Source organism: Gordonia sp. AC31, from assembly GCF_031844505.1.
Lineage (GTDB): Bacteria > Actinomycetota > Actinomycetes > Mycobacteriales > Mycobacteriaceae > Gordonia > Gordonia hongkongensis.
Map to the genome: position 1 here is coordinate 1 of NZ_JAUZVK010000042.1, position 18,553 is coordinate 18,553.

An 18,553-nucleotide genomic window follows, 5' to 3' on the forward strand; every position below is an offset into this window, starting at 1 on the left:
GGCGCCGCGTTGCTCAACCTGCGCCACGGTGCGGCCACCATGGACACCCTCATCTCGGTCGGCACCACCGCGGCGCTGTTGTGGTCGTTGTATGCGTTGTTCTTCGGCACCGCCGGACAACCAGGCACGACCCACGGGATGTTGACCGGACTAAGTTCGGACACGCCGAGGACGATCGAGGCGGGGGCGGTCAGCGTGGTCATTGTCGAGGGCACTGTTGAAGGGAGTGTCCGTGAACCGTGAAGACGCGAAGGGTGTGCCGACGAGGCTTCCGGCCTGGGGTCGTGTGAACCCAGTAGATGGGGTTCCGTTCTGGTCTCTGGTTGGACCGGACGATCGTGAGATCGAGCCGGTCGGCGAGTTTCTGAAGGAGTTGGTCACTCGTGGTCACCGCGCCGGGACGGTTCGGAGCTATGCGTATGACCTGCTGCGATGGTGGCGCTGGTTGCGTGTGATCGACCGGCCGTGGAACCGTGCCACACAAGAAGACCTGCGCGAGTTCGTTCTCTGGTTGTCTGATGCCATCAAGCCGGAAAGTGGTCGGCGGACCGTGTCCGTCTCGACCGCGGGCACGATCAACGCCGTCACACGCAAGCAGTACCTCGACGACCGCTACAAGCCGCGGACCATCCGCCACAGCAATGCGGTGCTGCGCACCTTCTACGAATGGGCCATCATCGAAGGGACTGGGCCCCTGGTAAACCCAGTCCAGTTGCGCAACGCGAGCCGGCGCGCCCATGCGCACCACAACCCCCTCGAATCATTCCGAACCGACGGCCGGCTTCGCTACAACCCGCCCATACCGAAACGTCGTCCGAGGGTCCTTCCCGATCCGGAATGGGTTCGGCTCTTCGGTGCGCTCACCTCCAATCGCGACAGGGCACTGCTGTCGATGGCGGTCAGCAATGGTGCCCGAGCTGGGGAGATCCTCGGGATGCGGATGGCCGACGTCGACTGGGGCGAGCAGTTGGTGCGGGTGACTCGTAAAGGTTCACGGGACGAACAATGGCTACCTGTGAGCGCGGAGGCGCTGCTGTGGCTCCGCCTGTATCTGTCCGAGATCGATGATGTGCAACCGAACGCCCCACTGTGGTGGACCCTTCGCGTCCGCAATCGTCGGGCTGGTGCGTCCCGCCAACCGATGAACTACGAAACGCTCCGAGGCGTCTTCCGTCGCACCAACGTCGCGCTCGGAACCAACTGGAGCATGCACGATCTGCGGCACACTGCCGCACGACGTATGGCCGACGACTCGAAGCTCTCGCTCCGTGACGTTCAGACAATCCTCGGCCACCGACAAATCGCCACGACCGTCCAGGTGTACCTGCACGAATCAGATGTCCAGGTGGCGTCGCGTGTACTCGAGCACCTGAGCAGGCCTTCACCACCACACCCCCTCGCGGGGAAGTCGCTGGGATACCGGGACCATGACATGTCTGTTCTGTTTGGCGGTGAGGATCTGTGCTGACGACAGTGGCAACTCCCTCAGTGACCGTCCGCCCCGAGCGCGTTCACGGACACCACGACGGCCACTCGATCGATGAGGTGCTTGCCGCCGTGGAGGCAGACCTTCGCTGGCGGAATCACCCGGTACGCGGCGAGCGGGCCGCGATCGCGCTGCGCGGCATCCTCGAGTGGCTCTCCACATTCCCCGGAACCGGCTGGCAAGAGCGGTGGTCAGCCGCATCGGGGAACGACTACCCGAGCTGGATCACCACCATGACCGAGCATCTCTCGGCGCGCGGAGTCGCCCGCAGGAACGTGATCGACACAGTGCCGGCGCTCCTCATCCATCGAGTGGTGATCGTCGACTACGCGTTCCTGCGCGCATACAGGGCACGAAGCCTGTACGAGACGGTTCGAGAGAGGCTCCGCCCCGATCTCTGGGAACGCATCGCCGCCAACGCACCGCGCGCCAAACTGACGGCGTACCAGTTCCGCGAAGCGCGGTTGGTGTTGAGCAAGATGGTCCTGGCAACCGGCCGAGACCTCAACCAACTGCAGCTACATGACTTCACCGACTATCTTGCAGACAACCGGCACTCCAACGGGTCCAACCCGAACGGCGTCCACGCGGCCTGGGATCTCGTCCGCGGGATTGCCCCCATTCCCGACAACGACCTGCTGACGTGTCTGAGAGTCGGCCAGCGCAGCGCCGAACAGATCATCGACCGATTCGCCATCCAGAACTCGGCTATCCGGGATCTCCTCGTTCGCTATCTCAACGAGAGGAAGCCAGCGCTGGACTACACCTCCTTCGACTCAACAGCCCGCCTACTCGGCTCCTTCTGGGCTGATATCGAAGCCCACCATCCGGGTGTCGACTCCCTGCACCTCAGCGACAATGCCGCGCGAGATTGGAAGCTGCGCTTGCGTACCGTCACGAATCGAGATGGGTCCACCAGACCGCGGCTGAATTACCTGGACGTGCTGATGGTTGTGCGCGCGTTCTACCTCGACATCCAGGAGTGGGCCCTCGCGGATCCCTATTGGGCTCCGTGGGCGGCTCCGTCTCCCGTGCACCGTATGGACACAAAGGGAATCGAGAAGGCCAAGCGCACCCGACAAGCCCGGATGCACCAACGCGTCCGCACTCGGCTTCCACATCTCGACCGTCTCGTGGACAGCGCAAACGACCATCGCGAAGACCGGGCGGCGCTTCTCGACCATGCGCGGAGGGCCCAACCCGGCGAAGAGTTCGAGTACCGCGCAACGAAATACCGCAGGGTCGACCCCAGCGACAAGCGACGCGTCAACGGCAACACGACGTTCGTTCACGTCATCGATCCAGCGGGCCGGCGCATCGACGTCGTCAAGGAGGAAGACGACGCCTTCTGGACCTGGGCTGTTATCGAGACACTGCGCCACACCGGAATACGAGTGGAAGAGCTCGGCGAACTCACTCACCTCGCACTCGTCACCTACAGGCCGCCGGATACGGGCGAGACGGTGCCACTTCTGCAGATTCTTCCCTCGAAGAGCAACGAGGAGCGCCTGCTGCTCGTCAGCCCCGAACTCGCCAGCGTCCTCGCCTCGATTATCACTCGACTACGCGGTGAGAACGATGGAGTGATCCCGCTGGTCGCCAGATACGACAAGCATGAGCGGACGACAGGTCCAGCGCTTCCGCACCTCTTCCAGTGCCGCAACGGGCACCGACGTTCAGTGATCGGGTACGGAACCCTGCGACGCCTTCTCGAAGAGGCGATCGAGCGCATCGGCCTTCGTGACGCGGCCGGCGAGCCGTTGCACTTCACACCGCACGACTTCCGGCGATTGTTCGCCACGGACGCGGTTACGGGCGGACTCCCGGTCCACATCGCCGCCAAGCTCCTCGGACACGCCAACATCACCACCACGCAGGGGTACGTCGCGGTTTTCCAGGATGAGCTGATCGGGTCCTACCGCCGTTACCTCGACCACCGTCGAGCGATGCGCCCCGCCGTCGAGTACCGGGAACCCACCGATACAGAGTGGGCTGAGTTCGAGCAGCACTTCGCGACCCGACAGCTTGAACTCGGCACCTGCGGTCGCCCCTACGGATCGCTGAAGCGCGAACAAACGGGTGGCTCGGCGAAATTTAAGGGCTCGAGACCAGCCGAGACGCGGCGATCCGCAAGCTCACGGTCCTCGACCGATCGGGCCCGTACGGCCGAACAGGCCTGGCCGACTTGGGTATCCCGTCGGCTCGCTGATCCGCTCAGGGCGAGACGGTCGTTCAGTGAACCAGCGGCACGCCGAAGTTCAAAAGAACGTCGGGAATTGGATGACCAGACCAAGTTCCAGTGGTGCGGGAGATTCTAGGTCGGCGGGAGGTTCGACTGGGTCGTCTCGGACGGGCGGGTCAGTGCATTCAGTGCGTTGATCCCTACAGGTTCAGTGGCCAGCATCGGCACGATCGCACTCCGGTTGTGTGTGCTGGTGATGGAGCTGATCTCGACGACTTCTGTCCCGGCACGCCGTCGGAGCAGCGGTGATGTCGGGTGAGCTGCAGCGATCGAGTTGTTGACCACCCAGGCCCACGGGTGGATCCCGGCGCGTTCGAGGTCGGCGTGCAGTGTTTCGGCTTCGAGGCGGGGTGTGGTTTCGGCGAGGGTGACGATGAGGATCTTGGTCTCGTCGGGATTCTGCAGCCGCATCAGTGGGGTGGTGAAGTTCGTGTTCTCGCCCATCTGCCGGGCGATCTCGCGGTGGTAGGAGCCGGTTGCATCGAGCAGGAGCAAGGTGTGGCCGGTGGGGGCGGTGTCGACGACGACGAAGTGCCGGCGGGATTCGTGGATGATGCGGGAGAAGGCCTGGAAGACAGCGACTTCCTCGGTGCACGGGGACTTGAGGTCCTCGGCGAGGTTGGCGCGGCCCTGCTCGTCGAGGGCGGCGCCCTTGCTGGTCAGGACCCGGTCCCGGTACGCGGCGGTAGCCTCAGCCGGATCGATCCGCGAGACGGTCAGGTTCTCGAGGTTGCCGGCGAGGGTGTCGGTGAGGTGCGCGGCCGGGTCGGTGGTGGTCAGGTGCACCTGGTGGCCGCGCTCGGCGAGCGCGACGGCCACGGCGGCGGCGATGGTGGTCTTCCCGACCCCGCCCTTGCCCATGCACATGATCAGGCCGTGGTCGTCGGCGGCGAGTTCGTCGACGAGCGCGGACAGCGGCGCTTCCGGCACGGCGGCAGCGGTCTCGGAATCGGCCTGTGCCGGTGCGGTGTTCGACTCGGTGATGAACAGGGTGCCCAGGGCGTCGATGCCGACCATGCTGGTGGCCTTGAGCTCGACCTGGTCGAGGGGCAGCTTCCGCAGGTCGCCCGGTAGGGCGGCGAGGGCGGCCTGTTCGCGGTCGTAGATCGCGGAGGCCAAGGCGTCGCTGCGGTCGGGGGCGGGGAGGACACCGTTGATGACGACGTGCTGCTCGGTCAGTCCGATGTCGGCGAGTTCGGTGTGGGTGCGGGCGATCTCGGCCAGCGGGGACCGCTGCGGCCGGGCGACCAGGACCAGGCGGGTACGCTGCGGGTCGGCCAGGGCGGCGACGGCGCCGGCGTAGATGGTGCGTTGCTTCTCGAGCCCGGACAGCGGGCCCAGGCAGGAGGCGTCGCCCTTGCCGTCGTCGAGGAATTCGGTCCACGACCCGGGCAGCTGCAGCAACCGGATTGTGTGGCCGGTGGGGGCGGTGTCGAACAGGACGTGGTCAAACCCGGCGATCGTGGTCTCGTCGGTCAGCAGCGCGGTGAACTCGTTGAACGAGGCGATCTCGGTGGTGCACGACCCGGAGAGCTGTTCGGTGATCGACGCGAGTTCCTTCTCGGGGAGCAGCCCACGGACGGGGCCGATGATGCGTTCGCGGTACGCGTCGGCGGCCTGTTCGGGGTCGATCTCGAGCGCCGAGAGTCCCGGGACGGCAGGGACGTCGGTGATTGTGTTGCCGATGCTCAGCCCGAAGACCTGCCCCACGTTGGAGGCGGGGTCGGTGCTCACGAGCAGGACCTTCTTGCCCTCGCGGGTGAGGGCGACGGCGGAGGCGCAGGCGATCGAGGTCTTCCCGACCCCACCCTTGCCGGTGAAGAACAGGAACCGCGGTGCACCGTCGAGGAACTTCATGGGTCGACCTTTCAGCAGCAGCTGGTGTTGTCCGGGCCGTCGCCGCAGCAGGATCCGGCGTCGGTGGTGTCGGTGAGGCCGAGCATCTGGATCGCGGCGGGCGCGGCCACCGGTTCGGGGGCGATGCCGGCCCACTTGGCGAGCTGGGCCCGGTCGGGGTAGCGGCCGGTGACGGCGGTGACGCCGTCGACGAGGACGAGGGGCAGGCCCTCTGAGCCGGAGAGCTGCAGGAACGCCTTGACCGGTTCCCGCTCGGCGAAGGCGAGGGGCTCATTGGCGAGGTTGAAGCGGGCGATGTCGCCGCCCTGGGTGTTGATCCAGTCCATGTCGGCGGTGAAGGTGACCAGGGCCTGGTCGACGTCGTCGCCGCACACTCCGGTGTTGCAGCACAGTGCGGGCTCGAAAACCTCGATACGGGTCATCAGGGGGGCCTCTCAGTTCTCAGGGGTGGGTGGGGGCCGTGAGCTGGGCGGCGAGCCGGTCGACGCGGGCGGCGATGTCGTCGCGGACCAGGCGCATGCGGTCGATGCCGTCGATGCCGCGTTCGGACGGCTCGTCGGTGTCCCAGTTCTCGAACCGGGTCCCCGGGACGGGATCGACGTGGGCCTCGCGGCCGAGGGTGACCACCACGTCGACTGCCCGCAGCAGCTGCGGGTCGATCGCCTTCGGGGTCTCGGCGGTGATGTCCACGCCGACCTCGAGAAGCGACTGCGCGGACAGGGCGTTGACCGCGGCGCCAGGCTTGGTGCCGGCCGAGTGCACCTCGACCGCGTCGCCGGCGGCCTTGCGCATCAGCCCGGCCGCCATCTGGGACTTGCCGCCGTTCTTCACGCAGACGAACAGCACCGAAGGTTTGTTCACGCTCGGATCCTTCCGGGGTGGCCGTGTTCACCGGCCGTTCGGTTGACGAGTTGAATCGATAAGAGTCAATATAGACGTATGTCGAATCAATCGTCGAGTGGGGTCGAGGCCTGCTGCTCGCCCATCACGCGGGAGCCGTTGACCTCAGATTGGGCCTCTGACCTGGCCCGGATGTTCAAGGCGCTCGGGGATCCGGTGCGTCTGCGGATGCTGAGTCTGATCGCCAGCCACGAGAACGGCGAGAGCTGTGTGTGCGACATCTCCCCGGCGTTCGAGCTGTCGCAGCCGACGATCTCGCATCACCTCAAGGTGTTGCGCGAGGCCGGTCTGCTCGACTGTGAGCGCCGCGGCACCTGGGTCTACTACCGGGTGATCCCGTCCGCGCTCGCGCAGTTGTCGGCGGTGCTGGCGTCCGAGGTCGGTGTCGTCGAAGGCTCGGCCTGCGTGCCCGCAGCTGCGGTCGTGGAGGTGGCTCGGTGACCGAGACGACCACCCATCCCGCTGTTGTCGGCAAGCTCTCGACCCTGGACCGGTTCCTGCCGGTGTGGATCGGTGTGGCGATGGTCGCCGGCCTGCTCCTGGGCCGGATGATCCCCGGCCTCGGTGACGCACTCGGGGCCGTCGAACTCGACGGCATCTCCCTGCCGATCGCGCTCGGTCTGCTGATCATGATGTACCCGGTCCTCGCGAAGGTGCGCTACGACCGCCTCGACACCGTCACCGGCGACCGCAAACTCCTCCTCGGCTCCCTGCTGCTGAACTGGGTCCTCGGCCCGGCGCTGATGTTCGCGCTCGCCTGGATCTTCCTGCCCGACCTGCCCGAATACCGGACCGGTCTGATCATCGTCGGCCTCGCGCGCTGCATCGCGATGGTCATCATCTGGAACGACCTCGCCTGCGGCGACCGCGAAGCGGCCGCCGTCCTGGTCGCGATCAACTCCGTCTTCCAGGTAATCATGTTCGCCGTCCTCGGCTGGTTCTACCTTTCGGTGCTGCCCGGCTGGCTGGGCCTCGAACAGACCACCATCGACACCTCACCGTGGCAGATCGCCAAGTCCGTACTGATCTTCCTCGGCATCCCGCTGCTCGCCGGGTTCCTCACCCGCCACTTCGGGGAGAAGGCCAAGGGCCGCGAGTGGTACGAGGAGCGGTTCCTGCCGAAGATCGGCCCCTGGGCGCTCTACGGCCTGCTGTTCACCATCGTGATCCTCTTCGCGCTACAGGGCGACCAGATCACCTCGCAGCCACTCGATGTCGTCCGGATCGCGATCCCGCTGCTCGCGTACTTCGCGATCATGTGGGGCGGCGGCTACGCACTCGGCGCCGCAATGGGACTGGGCTACGAGCGCACCACCACCCTCGCGTTCACCGCCGCGGGCAACAACTTCGAGCTCGCCATCGCGGTCGCCATCGCCACCTACGGCGTCACCTCCGGCCAGGCCCTCGCCGGGGTCGTCGGACCGCTGATCGAGGTCCCCGTCCTCGTCGGCCTGGTCTACGTCTCCCTCGCGCTACGCAAACGCTTCAACCGCACGGACTCTCCCGCACCCATCGCTTCGTGACCCGAGAAGGCCAGGAGACGAACATGTCCCAGCATGTCGACCGCCATCAGTCCGAACTACTCGTCCCCGAGGCGGTCCTGCGGCGGGCCGCCGAGCATCTCGGCAGATACGTCGGGGTCTTCTCCCCGGAAACGGTGGAGCGGACGGTGTTCGAGTCGTACGCCGCGCTCCGCGAGACCGCCACGGTGCACACCCATCTGACGGCGCTCGCGCCCAGGCTGGCCGCCGAACGCCTCACCGCCCGCGCCCACACCGACGGTTCCGTGGTGAAGACGGCGCCCGAGGTGCTGTTCGTCTGCGCCCACAACACCGGCCGCTCGCAGATGGCGGCGGCGCTGCTCGACCACCACAGCGGCGGCCGTGTCCACGTCCATTCGGCGGGCTCGGCCCCGACCGGCGGGATCGATCCCGCCGTCCTCGCGGTGATGGCCGAAACCGGAATCGACCTGGCCGCCGCGTATCCCAAGCCGCTGACCGACGAGGTCGTCGCCGTCGCCGACGTGGTGGTCACCCTGGGCTGCGGCGACGCCTGCCCGGTCCATCCGGGCACACGGTATCTCGACTGGTCGGTACCCGACCCGGAAGGGCAATCGCCGCACATGGTGCGCGCGATCCGCGACGAGATCGATATTCGTGTCCGCGGCCTGCTCACCGAACTCACCACCACCACCCAGGCCTGACCCCTCCATCTTCCCGAAAGGTTCTCGATGACCACCGATTCCCCGAACGCCACTCCGTCGGTCCTGTTCGTCTGCGTGCACAACGCCGGCCGCTCCCAGATGGCCGCCGGATTCCTCACCGCGCTGGCCGGTGACCGGATCGAGGTCCGCTCCGCGGGCAGCGCCCCGGCCGACCAGGTCAACCCCGCCGCGACCCTGGCGATGGCCGAGGTCGGCATCGACATCTCGACGCAGTCCCCGAAGATCCTCACCGTGGACGCGGTACAGGCCTCCGACGTGGTGATCACGATGGGCTGCGGCGACACGTGCCCGGTCTTCCCCGGAAAGTCCTACCGCGACTGGGTTCTCGAGGATCCGGCCGGTCAGGGTGTCGACGCGGTCCGCCCGATTCGTGACGAGATCAAGGCGAAGGTCGAGGCGCTGATCGCAGAACTGACCGCCGAGCCCGCCCGTTCCTGACCGACAACGTCCACCTCTTCGCCCCTGCGGGGGCCGCACGGAAGGCTCCTCATTGAGTACTGACGCGACCATCCACGACCTGATCATCGTCGGCTCCGGACCCGCCGGATACACGGCCGGCGTCTACGCCGCCCGCGCGGAGCTCGAGCCCCTGCTCTTCGAGGGCACCCAGTTCGGCGGCTCGCTGATGACCACCACCGAGGTGGAGAACTTCCCCGGCTTCCGCGAGGGCATCATGGGCCCGGATCTCATGGACGAGATGCGCGAGCAGGCCAAGCGTTTCGGCGCGGACATCCGCACCGAGGACGTCGAGGAGATCGAGCTGGACGGCCCGGTCAAGAAGGTCGTCGCGAACGGTGAGACGTACTACGCCCGCGCCGTCATTCTTGCGATGGGTGCCGCTGCCCGCTACCTCGGTATCCCGGGGGAGGAGAAGCTCCTCGGCCGCGGCGTCAGCGCCTGCGCCACCTGCGACGGCTTCTTCTTCCGCGACCAGGACATCGTCGTGGTCGGCGGCGGCGACTCCGCGATGGAGGAGGCCACCTTCCTGACCAAGTTCGCCCGCAGCGTCACCCTCGTGCACCGCCGCGAGGAGTTCCGCGCGTCCCGGATCATGCTCGAGCGCGCCAAGGCGAACGAGAAGATCCGCTTCGTCACCAACGCCGAGCCGGTCGAGGTGCTGGGTGAGAACAGCGTCACCGGCCTGGTGGTCCGCGACACGGTCACCGGCGAGCGGTCCACGCTCGACGTCACCGGCATGTTCGTCGCCATCGGCCACGACCCGCGCAGCGAGCTCGTCAAGGGCCAGGTCGACGTCGACGCCGCCGGCTACGTCCAGGTGCAGTCGCCGACGATCGCCACCTCCACCGAGGGTGTCTTCGCGGCCGGCGACCTGGTCGACCACACCTACCGTCAGGCCATCACCGCGGCCGGCACCGGCTGTGCCGCCGCGATCGACGCCGAGCGCTGGCTGGCCGACCAGGGGGAGATCACCGAGAACACCCTCGCCGCCGCCGGCGAGCCCGTCACCGTCTGAGCATGATGCAGCAGCGATCGGTGACCGACATGGATGTGGTCGTGATCGGTGGCGGACAGGCCGGGCTCGCCGCGGGCTACTACCTGCGGCGAGCCGGGCACCGGTTCGTGATCCTCGACGACCAACCGGTACCCGGCGGGGCATGGCCACACACGTGGCCGTCGCTGCGGCTGTTCTCCCCGGCGGAGTTCGCGGCCCTGCCGGGATGGCCGATGCCGCCGTGGCCGGACGGTTTCCCGCCCGCCTCGCACGTGGTCGACTACTTCACCGCCTACGAGGAGCGCTACGACCTGCCGATCAAGCGGCCCGTCCGGGTCACCGGTGTGGACCGCGACGGGCAGCACCTCGCCGTCACCACGAACCAACGGATCTGGCGGGCCCGGCGGGTGATCAGCGCGACCGGCACCTGGCAGCAACCGTTCTGGCCGCTGTACCCGGGTGCGCGGGAGTTCACCGGCCGCCAACTCCACACGGTCGACTACCGGCAACCGTCGGACTTCGCTGGCGCCCGGGTGGTGATCGTCGGTGGCGGCAACTCCGCCGCCCAGCTCGTCGCCGAAATCTCCACCGTGGCCACCACCACGTGGGTGACGACCCGGCCACCCCGCTTCCTCGCCGACGACGTCGACGGGCGGGTGCTGTTCCAGGTCGCATCCGAGCGCGCCGCGGCGATCGCCGCCGGGAAACCCGATCCCGGCGGACCGGCTACCCTCGGCGACATCGTCATGGTGCCCGAGGTGCGTGAGGCCCGCGATCGTGGTGTCCTGCAGGCGCTACCGATGTTCGACCGTCTCACCCGAGACGGCGTCGCCTGGGGAAACACGGTTCAGCACGCCGATGTCATTGTGTGGGCCACCGGCTTTCGGCCCGCGCTGGCCCACCTGCGTCCGCTGCGGTTGCGCGAGCACGACGGCACGATCGCCGTCTCGGGCACGAAGGCGCTCAAGGAGCCCCGCCTGCACCTGCTCGGCTACGGGGACTGGACCGGCCCCGGCTCGGCGACCATCCTCGGCGTCGGACGCACTGCCAAAGCTGCAGTCGCCCAACTCGACCTCGACGACTGACCACACTCGTCCGATAAGGGACCGGCGACGAGCGCGCCCACGTTCACCCGGACGCTTCCGCGGTGTGGGCGTTGCGCAAGGTGCTCGGGTATGCGGGTCATGGTGAGTGGTCCTCGTTGGATTCGAGGAGCAATGCGCCGATGACGAGGACGACGCCGCAGGTGATGTAGGTGTCGGCGATATTGAAGGTGGCGAACCATCCGGTGTGGAAGTAGTCGGTGACCTTGCCGTCGAGAAGACGGTCGATGACGTTGGCGGCGGCGCCGGCGACGATCGCGGCGAGCCCGACGGTCTGGATCGGGTGACTGTCCGGTGCGGTACGCCACGCGAACACACTGATCGTGGCGGTGATGGCCGCGGTGGCGGCAAGAACGACGGCGGTGGGGAGTTGGTCGCCGAGACTGAAAGCGACCCCGGTGTTGTAGGTCAGGCGCAGTTGCAGCAGGCCGAGATCGACGGTCCGACCCCAGGAAAGAGTGTCGCGTGCAATCGGATCGACGACCAGCGCGATCGCAGCTAAGGCGACGGCGACCGCGACGAGGGTGCGGCGGCCGCGGCGCCACCTGGCTGAGGTCGAGGTGGTGGGCTCGGCGTAGGTCATGACCGAGTCCCGGCGATCGGTTCGCGCGTGATCGCCGAGGGTGTCGCTGCGGTGAGGGTTCGGGCGCGTCCGGCGCGGACGCCGTTGGCGATGACGACGATCTCGGCGACTTCGTGGACGAGGACGACCGCGGCCAGGCCGAGGACACCGAACAGGGCCAGCGGCATCAAGACGGTGATGATCGCCAGGGACAGGCCGACGTTCTGCAGCATGATCGTCCGAGACCGGCGCGCGTGGTGCAGCGCCTGAGGTAGGTGGCGCAGGTCCTCGCCCATCAGAGCGACGTCGGCAGTCTCGATCGCCACGTCGGTTCCTATTGCGCCCATCGCGATACCGAGGTCTGCGGTGGCGAGGGCGGGGGCGTCATTTACTCCGTCGCCGACCATCGCGGTCGGTCGCGCAGCGCGGAGGGTTCCGACGATGCGGGCCTTGTCCTCGGGGCGCAGGTCGGCGTGCACTTCGTCGATGCCGACGTCGGCGGCCAGGGCGCGGGCGGTGCGGTCGTTGTCGCCGGTGAGCATCGCGACCTGGTAGCCGTCGCGGCGCAGGCCGGCGATCACCTCGTGTGCCTCGGGGCGGAGTTCATCGCGGACGGCGACCGCCCCAATCACGGTTCCGGCGCGCTCGATCAGGACCGCGGTGGCGCCGGCACGCTGCATCCGTTCGATGTCGGCGGTGAGGGGGCCGGGGTCGATCCAGCCGGGTCGACCGAGCCGAACCGGTGCGCCGTCGATGCGGCCGGTCAGGCCCGCGCCGGTCACGGCATCGACATCGTCGGCGGGCACGTAGTGGCCGACGGCGGCGAGAATCGCTCGGGCCAGCGGGTGTTCGCTGCGGGCCTCCAACGCCGCGGCCACCGCGAGGACGTCGCCGCGGGTGGCGCCGTTAGCGGCGGCGACGTCGATCACGACGGGCTGGTTGCGGGTGAGAGTGCCGGTCTTGTCCAGCGCGACGGTGCGGATGCGGCCGAGTGCTTCGAGGGCGGCACCGCCCTTGACCAGGACGCCGAGCTTGGACGCGGCGCCGATCGCGGCGACGACCGTCACGGGGATGGCAATCGCCAGCGCGCACGGTGAGGCGGCGACGAGCACGACGAGGGCGCGTTCGATCCACACCCGCGGATCACCGGCGAGGCTGCCGACTGCGGCGATGACCGCGGCCGCGACCATCACGGCCGGGACAAGCGGCTTGGCTATCTTGTCGGCCAGGCGTTGCGCTTCGCCCTTGCGGGACTGCTCGGCCTCGACGATCCGCACGATCTTGGCCAGCGAGTTGTCTTGCGCGCCAGCGGTGACCTCGACCTCGAGGACTCCGGTGCCGTTGATCGACCCGGCGAACACCTCGTCGCCGGGACCGGCCTCGACGGGCACCGATTCGCCGGTGATCGCGGAGGTGTCCAGGGCGGTGCGTCCGGTGCGGATGACGCCGTCGGTCGCGATCCGCTCCCCGGGCTTGACGATCATGATCTCGCCGAGAGCGAGCTCGGCCGGCGGGACGGTCTCCTCGCGGCCGCCGCGGAGCACCGTGGCGGTGTCCGGGACCAGGGACAACAGGGCCCGCAGGCCGCGGCGGGTGCGGGTGACCGCGTACTCCTCGAGCCCCTCGCTGATCGCGAACAGGAACGCGAGCATGGCGGCCTCGCCGACCTCGCCGAGCAGCACCGCTCCGACGGCGGCAATCGTCATCAGCGTGCCGACGCCGATCTTGCCCTTGGCCAGCCTCTTGAGCGTGGACGGGACGAACGTGTAACCCGCCACGATCAGCGCGGCCGCCTCGAACCCCACAGCGAGCGCATCGGCTCCGCCGGTCACGCGAACGATCAGCGCCGCGACCAGCAGCACGCCGGCCGCGGCGGCGGCGCGGATCTCGGTGATGTGCCAGAGCTTTTCGGGCTCGTGTTCTTCCTCGCCTTCGGGGCGGGGTTCGTCGTGGCCGCAGCCGCACGCGTCGCTCATGACTTCTCCTCGGCATCGGTGCCGTAGTTCGGGCACAACGCGACCGCGTTCCCGGTCGCCGCCAGCAGCGTCTCCGCCGAGGCGAGAAGATCCATCAACTCCGGCCGGGCCAGCGCATAGAACACCTGCCGCCCCTGCGGGCGGCCGGTCACCAGCCCGCAGTCCCGCAGACACGCCACATGCGCCGACACCGTCGACTGCGCCAACCCCAACTCGCCGACCAGATCCGCCACCCGAGCCTCACCCGCAGCGAGGCGGCGCACGATCGCCAACCGGGTCCCGTCCGACAGGCTGTGGAACAACGCCACCGCCGCATCGAGGGTCGAGCCGGTACTCCCGGCTGTCAGGCAACCATCCGCACGATCAATCGTCATACGGCGATGATAACCGATGAACTACGATGTTAGATGGGGGTTGGAGATCAGGTGAGGACATGGAGAACTGGCTGACGAATCTGCAGGCCTGGTGGACCTGTCAGGTAATGATGGCGAACGGAACATGTGAGATGTGCGCGTGCACGCCGATGACGGGCTGCTGCTAGGTCGCATGTTGCTTCGGCCGTGAACCCGCTCGTGTCGCCTTCGGTGCAGTGCTGCGCTGTGGGCGGAACGAGCGGGCATCTTTGCCCTCACTCGCGAGGTCACTGATCGGGTCGGTTTCCGCCAATTCGACATTTCGACGATGCTCGAACGCACGGTCCGCATACGCGGACTGAGTGTCTGACGTCAGTGTCGCCGCAGCTCCGCCTGGCGGAGCGCCTCGACGAGGTCGGGAACTGTCGGTGCTCCGGCGGGGCCGTTGGCGGTGTGGTAGACCCTGCAGGTCAGTCCCACCCCGGTGGTCGGCCCGAACGCGTCGACCCGGTCGATGCGGATGGTGGGCGATCCCGGAAACGCTTCGCGTTCTGCCTCGTCCTGGGTGTCGATCGCCCGGAGCACGATCGGCGTTCCGGCGTTCCCGGTCGCGGCGAGGGCCTCGGCGATCTGGTCCCGGGCGATCTGCCAGTTGGGGCAGCCGTCGAAGTAGAGCAGCTCGATGTCCACGACGGTCAGAACGCCGCGCAGCTGGTGGCGGCCTCGGTCTCGGATCGTCGTTCGAGCAGGACGGTGTCGCGCCACTCGCCGCCGAGTTGGGCGATGCGTTCGCGGACCCCGACGGTGCGGAACCCGGCGGAGTGGTGCAGCGCGATCGCGGCCCGGTTCTCCGGGAAGACCGAGGTCTGTAGCGTCCACAGGCCGGCCTGGTCGGCGGCGATCACCTGCGTTCGGAGCAGGGCCTTGCCGACGCCGCGGCCGCGCCAGCCTTCGGCGACACAGACCGCGCTTTCTGCGACCCCGCGGAAGTGCTCGTGGGGCGACGCGGGGGTTAGGGCGGCCCAGCCGACGACGGTGCCGTCGATCTCGGCGACCCACCGGTGATCCGGGAGCCACTGGGTGTCCAGCGTCTTCCGAGGCGGCACCTCGGTGGCGAAGGTGGTGAGACCGGTGGCGATGGCGTCGCTGTAGATGCGGCGCACGGCGGGCCAGTCCTCGTCGGTCATCGGTCGAACGGTCACGTCGCCGGGGAGATCGTCCGGGCAGCACGGGCGCTGGGTGAGCAGGCCCATGACTGCGTCGGCCGCGCTCGGCAGGCCGGTGCAGCACGCCGGGTTGACCACCACGACGGAGCTGGTGCCGTCCTTGTGGACGGTCACGAAGCCGACGTCGGCGAGCTTGCGGACGTGGTGCGAGATGGTCGGCTGGCCGATGCCCAGCCGTGTGGCCAGCTCCCCGATGCTGACGCCGGCCGGGGTGCTGGCGACCTCGTGGAGAAGCCGGACACGGGTCGGTTCGGCCAGGCAGGCGAACCAACCGGCGTAGGTGGCCGCGTCCTCGGCCGCCAAACCGGCCGACGGATGCCCGGCACCTGCACTCGGCGGGACACGGCACTCGGCGGACTCAGTGGACGTAACCATGAACTCAGTATATCGATCGGCATCGATGGTTGCATTCATCGATGGCCATCGATACTGTGGGCATTGATCGAAGAACATCGATGAAAGGTCGAATGATGAACGACTTGCCCGTCGTCGTGATCGGTGCCGGACCCATCGGTCTGGCCGCCGCCGCCGAACTGCGCGAACGCCAGCTCACCCCGCTGGTCTTCGAGCGGGGCCCCCGCGCAGGAGCTGCCGTGGCCGAGTGGAACCACGTGCGACTGTTCTCCCGCTGGGCCGAGGTCATCGACCCCGCCGCCCGCCGCCTGCTCGACCAGACCGGCTGGAATGCCCCCGACGATGAGGCGTATCTGACCGGGCAGGAGTGGGTCCGCGACTACCTCGTCCCGCTCGCCGCCGCACTCGGTGACGCCGTGCAGTTCGGCACCGAGGTCATCGGCGTCGCCCGCCGCGGCCGCGACCTCGTCGTCGACTCCGGCCGCGACACCGAACCGCTGTCCGTGCACATCCGCCGCGCCGACGGCACCGAGGAACGTGTGCTTGCGCAGGCGGTCATCGACGCCTCCGGCACCTGGGGCACCCCGAACCCGCTCGGCGGCGAAGGACTACCCGCGCTCGGCGAGAAGGCCGCGGCCGACGTCATCTCCTACCGCGTCCCGGACCTCGACGACCGGGAAGTGCGCGCGCAGTACGCGGGCAAGCACACCGCGATCGCCGGCGGCGGCCACTCGGCACTGAACGCCATCGTTGCCCTCGCCGCGCTCGAGAAGGAAGCACCCGGCACCCGGATCACCTGGATCCTGCGCCGCGGCGACGTCGCCTCCACATTCGGTGGCGGCGAATCCGACCAGCTGCCCGCCCGCGGCGCCCTGGGCCTGAAGGCGAAGAAGGCCGTCGACGACGGCCTGCTGAACGTCGTCACCGGGTTCCGCACCGCCGCAGTCGAACCCGCCGATCAGGACCGGGTTGCCCTGACCTCCGACAACGGTCAGCGGGTCGACGGTGTCGACCGTGTCGTGGTGCTCACCGGTTTCCGGCCCGAGCTGTCCTGGCTGTCGGAGATCCGCCTCGGCCTCGATCCGGTCCTGCAGGCCCCGATCGAGCTGGCCCCGCTGATCGACCCGAACGTGCACTCCTGCGGCACCGTCTACCCGCACGGCGCCGAGGAACTCAGCCACCCCGAACCCGGCTTCTACCTGGCCGGAATGAAGAGCTACGGCCGCGCACCGACGTTCCTGGCCATGACCGGGTACGAGCAGGTCCGCAGCATCGCCGCCGCGATCGCCGGTGACCACGAGGCCGCCGCCCGCGTCGAGCTGATCCTCCCCGAAACCGGGGTCTGCGGCGGCGCAGGGGTATTCGACGAGCCCGACGCCGACGCCTCGGAAGGCGGCTGCTGCGGCGCGCCGCAGCCAGAGTTGGTGACCCTGACCGCACCCGGCGGGTCACGATAGCCCGATGACGGACACCAAGGCCCCGCCGCAGACCGACACCCTTCCCGCGGCTGGTCTGCGGCGGGTCTTGGCGATCCTGTGCCTGACGGAGATCACCAGCTGGGGCATCCTCTACTACGCCTTCCCCGTGCTGTCGGTGTCCATCGCGGACGACACCGGCTGGTCCCTACAGACGATCATGGCCGCGTTCTCGATCGGCCAGCTCGCCGCCGCATTCACCGGCATCCCCGTCGGCCGCATCATCGACCGCATCGGCCCGCGCGCCATCATGACCGCCGGCTCCGTACTCGCCGTGCCCGCACTGCTCCTCATCGCGACCGCACACAACCTGCCGACGTTCTACGCCGGCTGGATCCTCGCCGGCATCGCGATGGGCGGCGTTCTCTACCCGCCCGCGTTCGCGGCGCTGACCCGCTGGTACGGCGACAGCTACGTCAAGGCGCTGATGATCCTCACCCTCGCCGCGGGCCTGGCGAGCACCGTCTTCGCCCCGCTCGCCGCGACGCTGGTCGAGCGAACCGACTGGCGCGCCACCTATCTCATCCTCGCGGCGATCCTCGCCGTCATCACCATCCCCGCCCACCTGTGGGGGCTGCGCGGGCGCTGGCCGCACCCACCGGCACCGGCGCACGGAGACGCGGCCGATCACCGCGACGCCTCCCGCAGCCCCGCGTTCCTCGCCCTCGTCGCCGCCTTGAGCCTCGGCGCGTTCGCCGCCTTCGCTGGCGTGTTCAACCTCGTGCCGCTGCTCATCGAACAAGGCTTCTCCCCGTCTCTGGCGGCTTTGACCCTCGGCCTGAGTGGGGCGGGACAGCTCCTCGGCCGCATCGGCTACCTGCCCCTCGCGGCCCGTACCTCGGCTCGCAGCCGTGCCATCGGTGTTCTCGTCGCGACCGCCGTCAGCACCGCACTACTGGGTGTCGTGACCACGGTCGTGACCCTGATCACCGTCGCGATCGGCGCCGGACTGATCCGTGGACTGTTCACCCTCGTCCAAGCCACCGCCATCACCGACCGGTGGGGCGCCGTCCACTACGGCCGCCTCAACGGCCTGATGTCCGCCCCCATCGTCATCGTGATGGCACTCGCCCCGTGGGCCGGCACCGCCCTGTCGAATTGGACCGGCAGCTACGCCCACGCCTACCTCGTCCTCGGTGCCATCGCACTCCTCGCAGCCCTCGTCGCGGCCGCCAGCGTCCCCCGCCGCACCGTCGACGCCACTCCCTGATTCGAAGGACCCCCACATGTCCCACTACGACGTCCTCATCGTGGGCGCCGGCCAGTCCGGCCTGGCCACTGCCCACTCCCTCCGCCAGCGTGGCCTGACCGCCGCGATCCTCGAAGCCTCCGACGACACCGC

General features: G+C 68.4%; 20 protein-coding genes. 12 read left to right on the forward strand and 8 right to left on the reverse strand.

Translation table 11 applies throughout. The annotated features are described in order from the left end of the window. The 3 genes from Q9R39_RS23660 to Q9R39_RS23670 form a co-directional block, all read left to right on the forward strand. Positions 1-243 (forward strand): hypothetical protein (locus tag Q9R39_RS23660; RefSeq protein WP_311278377.1); only part of this gene is annotated, 243 nt, incomplete at its 5' end. Further along, positions 233-1,468, forward strand: coding sequence for a site-specific integrase (locus Q9R39_RS23665; RefSeq protein ID WP_005195314.1), 1,236 nt, complete (start codon positions 233-235; stop codon positions 1,466-1,468). The genes Q9R39_RS23660 and Q9R39_RS23665, both read left to right, overlap by 11 nt. Before the next feature lie 5 nt (positions 1,469-1,473). After that, complete coding sequence (locus Q9R39_RS23670) at positions 1,474-3,804, forward strand: site-specific integrase (RefSeq protein ID WP_139363087.1); 2,331 nt, start codon at positions 1,474-1,476, stop codon at positions 3,802-3,804. Here the strand turns inward: Q9R39_RS23670 and arsA are convergent. From arsA to Q9R39_RS23685, 3 genes are read right to left on the reverse strand one after another with little or no spacing between them, the layout of a single operon-like run. Then, positions 3,801-5,585 (reverse strand): arsenical pump-driving ATPase, encoded by a 1,785-nt coding sequence (gene arsA, locus Q9R39_RS23675; protein WP_074848794.1) that lies wholly within the window; start codon positions 5,583-5,585, stop codon positions 3,801-3,803. The two genes, Q9R39_RS23670 and arsA, sit on opposite strands and share 4 nt — an antisense overlap. Before the next feature lie 11 nt (positions 5,586-5,596). Beyond that, the gene (gene arsD / locus Q9R39_RS23680; RefSeq protein ID WP_074848795.1) at positions 5,597-6,007 is read right to left on the reverse strand and encodes an arsenite efflux transporter metallochaperone ArsD; all 411 of its coding nucleotides are present in this window, start codon (positions 6,005-6,007) and stop codon (positions 5,597-5,599) included. A 19-nt stretch (positions 6,008-6,026) separates the two neighbouring features. Beyond that, entirely contained in the window at positions 6,027-6,446 is a 420-nt protein-coding gene (locus Q9R39_RS23685; protein ID WP_005195317.1) for a low molecular weight phosphatase family protein, read from the reverse strand. 78 nt (positions 6,447-6,524) lie between these two features. On the opposite strand from Q9R39_RS23685, the gene Q9R39_RS23690 reads away from it, so the two are divergent. From Q9R39_RS23690 to Q9R39_RS23715, 6 genes are read left to right on the forward strand one after another with little or no spacing between them, the layout of a single operon-like run. After that, the gene (locus tag Q9R39_RS23690; protein WP_005195318.1) at positions 6,525-6,926 is read left to right on the forward strand and encodes a helix-turn-helix transcriptional regulator; all 402 of its coding nucleotides are present in this window, start codon (positions 6,525-6,527) and stop codon (positions 6,924-6,926) included. Beyond that, positions 6,923-8,008 (forward strand): ACR3 family arsenite efflux transporter, encoded by a 1,086-nt coding sequence (gene arsB / locus Q9R39_RS23695; protein ID WP_005195320.1) that lies wholly within the window; start codon positions 6,923-6,925, stop codon positions 8,006-8,008. Before Q9R39_RS23690 ends, arsB begins: the two co-directional genes overlap by 4 nt. A 23-nt stretch (positions 8,009-8,031) precedes the next feature. Then, a complete protein-coding gene (locus tag Q9R39_RS23700) occupies positions 8,032-8,688 on the forward strand; it encodes an arsenate reductase ArsC (protein ID WP_311278372.1) in 657 nt (218 codons plus the stop codon). Between the two features lie 27 nt (positions 8,689-8,715). Further along, positions 8,716-9,147, forward strand: a complete 432-nt coding sequence (locus tag Q9R39_RS23705) for an arsenate reductase ArsC (protein WP_005195323.1) — start codon at positions 8,716-8,718, stop codon at positions 9,145-9,147. A gap of 52 nt (positions 9,148-9,199) precedes the next feature. Next, positions 9,200-10,183, forward strand: a complete 984-nt coding sequence (gene trxB / locus Q9R39_RS23710; protein ID WP_311278374.1) for a thioredoxin-disulfide reductase — start codon at positions 9,200-9,202, stop codon at positions 10,181-10,183. A 2-nt stretch (positions 10,184-10,185) separates the two neighbouring features. Further along, positions 10,186-11,247, forward strand: coding sequence for an ArsO family NAD(P)H-dependent flavin-containing monooxygenase (locus Q9R39_RS23715; RefSeq protein ID WP_311278375.1), 1,062 nt, complete (start codon positions 10,186-10,188; stop codon positions 11,245-11,247). 97 nt (positions 11,248-11,344) lie between these two features. On the opposite strand, the gene lspA is transcribed toward Q9R39_RS23715, so the two are convergent. The 5 genes from lspA to Q9R39_RS23740 all read right to left on the reverse strand — a co-directional run bounded on the left by lspA (position 11,345) and on the right by Q9R39_RS23740 (position 15,757). Then, positions 11,345-11,848, reverse strand: coding sequence for a signal peptidase II (gene lspA, locus Q9R39_RS23720; protein WP_005195328.1), 504 nt, complete (start codon positions 11,846-11,848; stop codon positions 11,345-11,347). Continuing rightward, entirely contained in the window at positions 11,845-13,803 is a 1,959-nt protein-coding gene (locus tag Q9R39_RS23725; protein WP_005195329.1) for a cation-translocating P-type ATPase, read from the reverse strand. The genes lspA and Q9R39_RS23725 overlap by 4 nt, the downstream gene beginning before the upstream one ends. Next, entirely contained in the window at positions 13,800-14,177 is a 378-nt protein-coding gene (locus Q9R39_RS23730) for a helix-turn-helix transcriptional regulator (protein ID WP_005195330.1), read from the reverse strand. Before Q9R39_RS23730 ends, Q9R39_RS23725 begins: the two co-directional genes overlap by 4 nt. Before the next feature lie 351 nt (positions 14,178-14,528). Beyond that, positions 14,529-14,846 carry a hypothetical protein gene (locus Q9R39_RS23735; RefSeq protein ID WP_005195331.1) on the reverse strand — a complete coding sequence of 106 codons (318 nt, stop codon included), beginning with the start codon at positions 14,844-14,846 and terminating at the stop codon, positions 14,529-14,531. A gap of 5 nt (positions 14,847-14,851) precedes the next feature. After that, positions 14,852-15,757: a GNAT family N-acetyltransferase gene (locus tag Q9R39_RS23740; RefSeq protein WP_005195334.1), complete on the reverse strand. Its 906-nt coding sequence runs from the start codon at positions 15,755-15,757 to the stop codon at positions 14,852-14,854. Positions 15,758-15,852: 95 nt separating this feature from the next. Here Q9R39_RS23740 and Q9R39_RS23745 point away from each other — a divergent pair, with 95 nt between their 5' ends. From Q9R39_RS23745 to Q9R39_RS23755, 3 genes are all read left to right on the forward strand, one after another. After that, a complete protein-coding gene (locus Q9R39_RS23745) occupies positions 15,853-17,193 on the forward strand; it encodes an NAD(P)-binding domain-containing protein (RefSeq protein ID WP_074852727.1) in 1,341 nt (446 codons plus the stop codon). A 4-nt stretch (positions 17,194-17,197) separates the two neighbouring features. Then, the gene (locus Q9R39_RS23750) at positions 17,198-18,421 is read left to right on the forward strand and encodes an MFS transporter (protein ID WP_005195350.1); all 1,224 of its coding nucleotides are present in this window, start codon (positions 17,198-17,200) and stop codon (positions 18,419-18,421) included. A 16-nt stretch (positions 18,422-18,437) separates the two neighbouring features. Next, a partial coding sequence (locus Q9R39_RS23755) for an FAD-dependent oxidoreductase (RefSeq protein WP_311278376.1) occupies positions 18,438-18,553 on the forward strand: 116 nt, incomplete at its 3' end.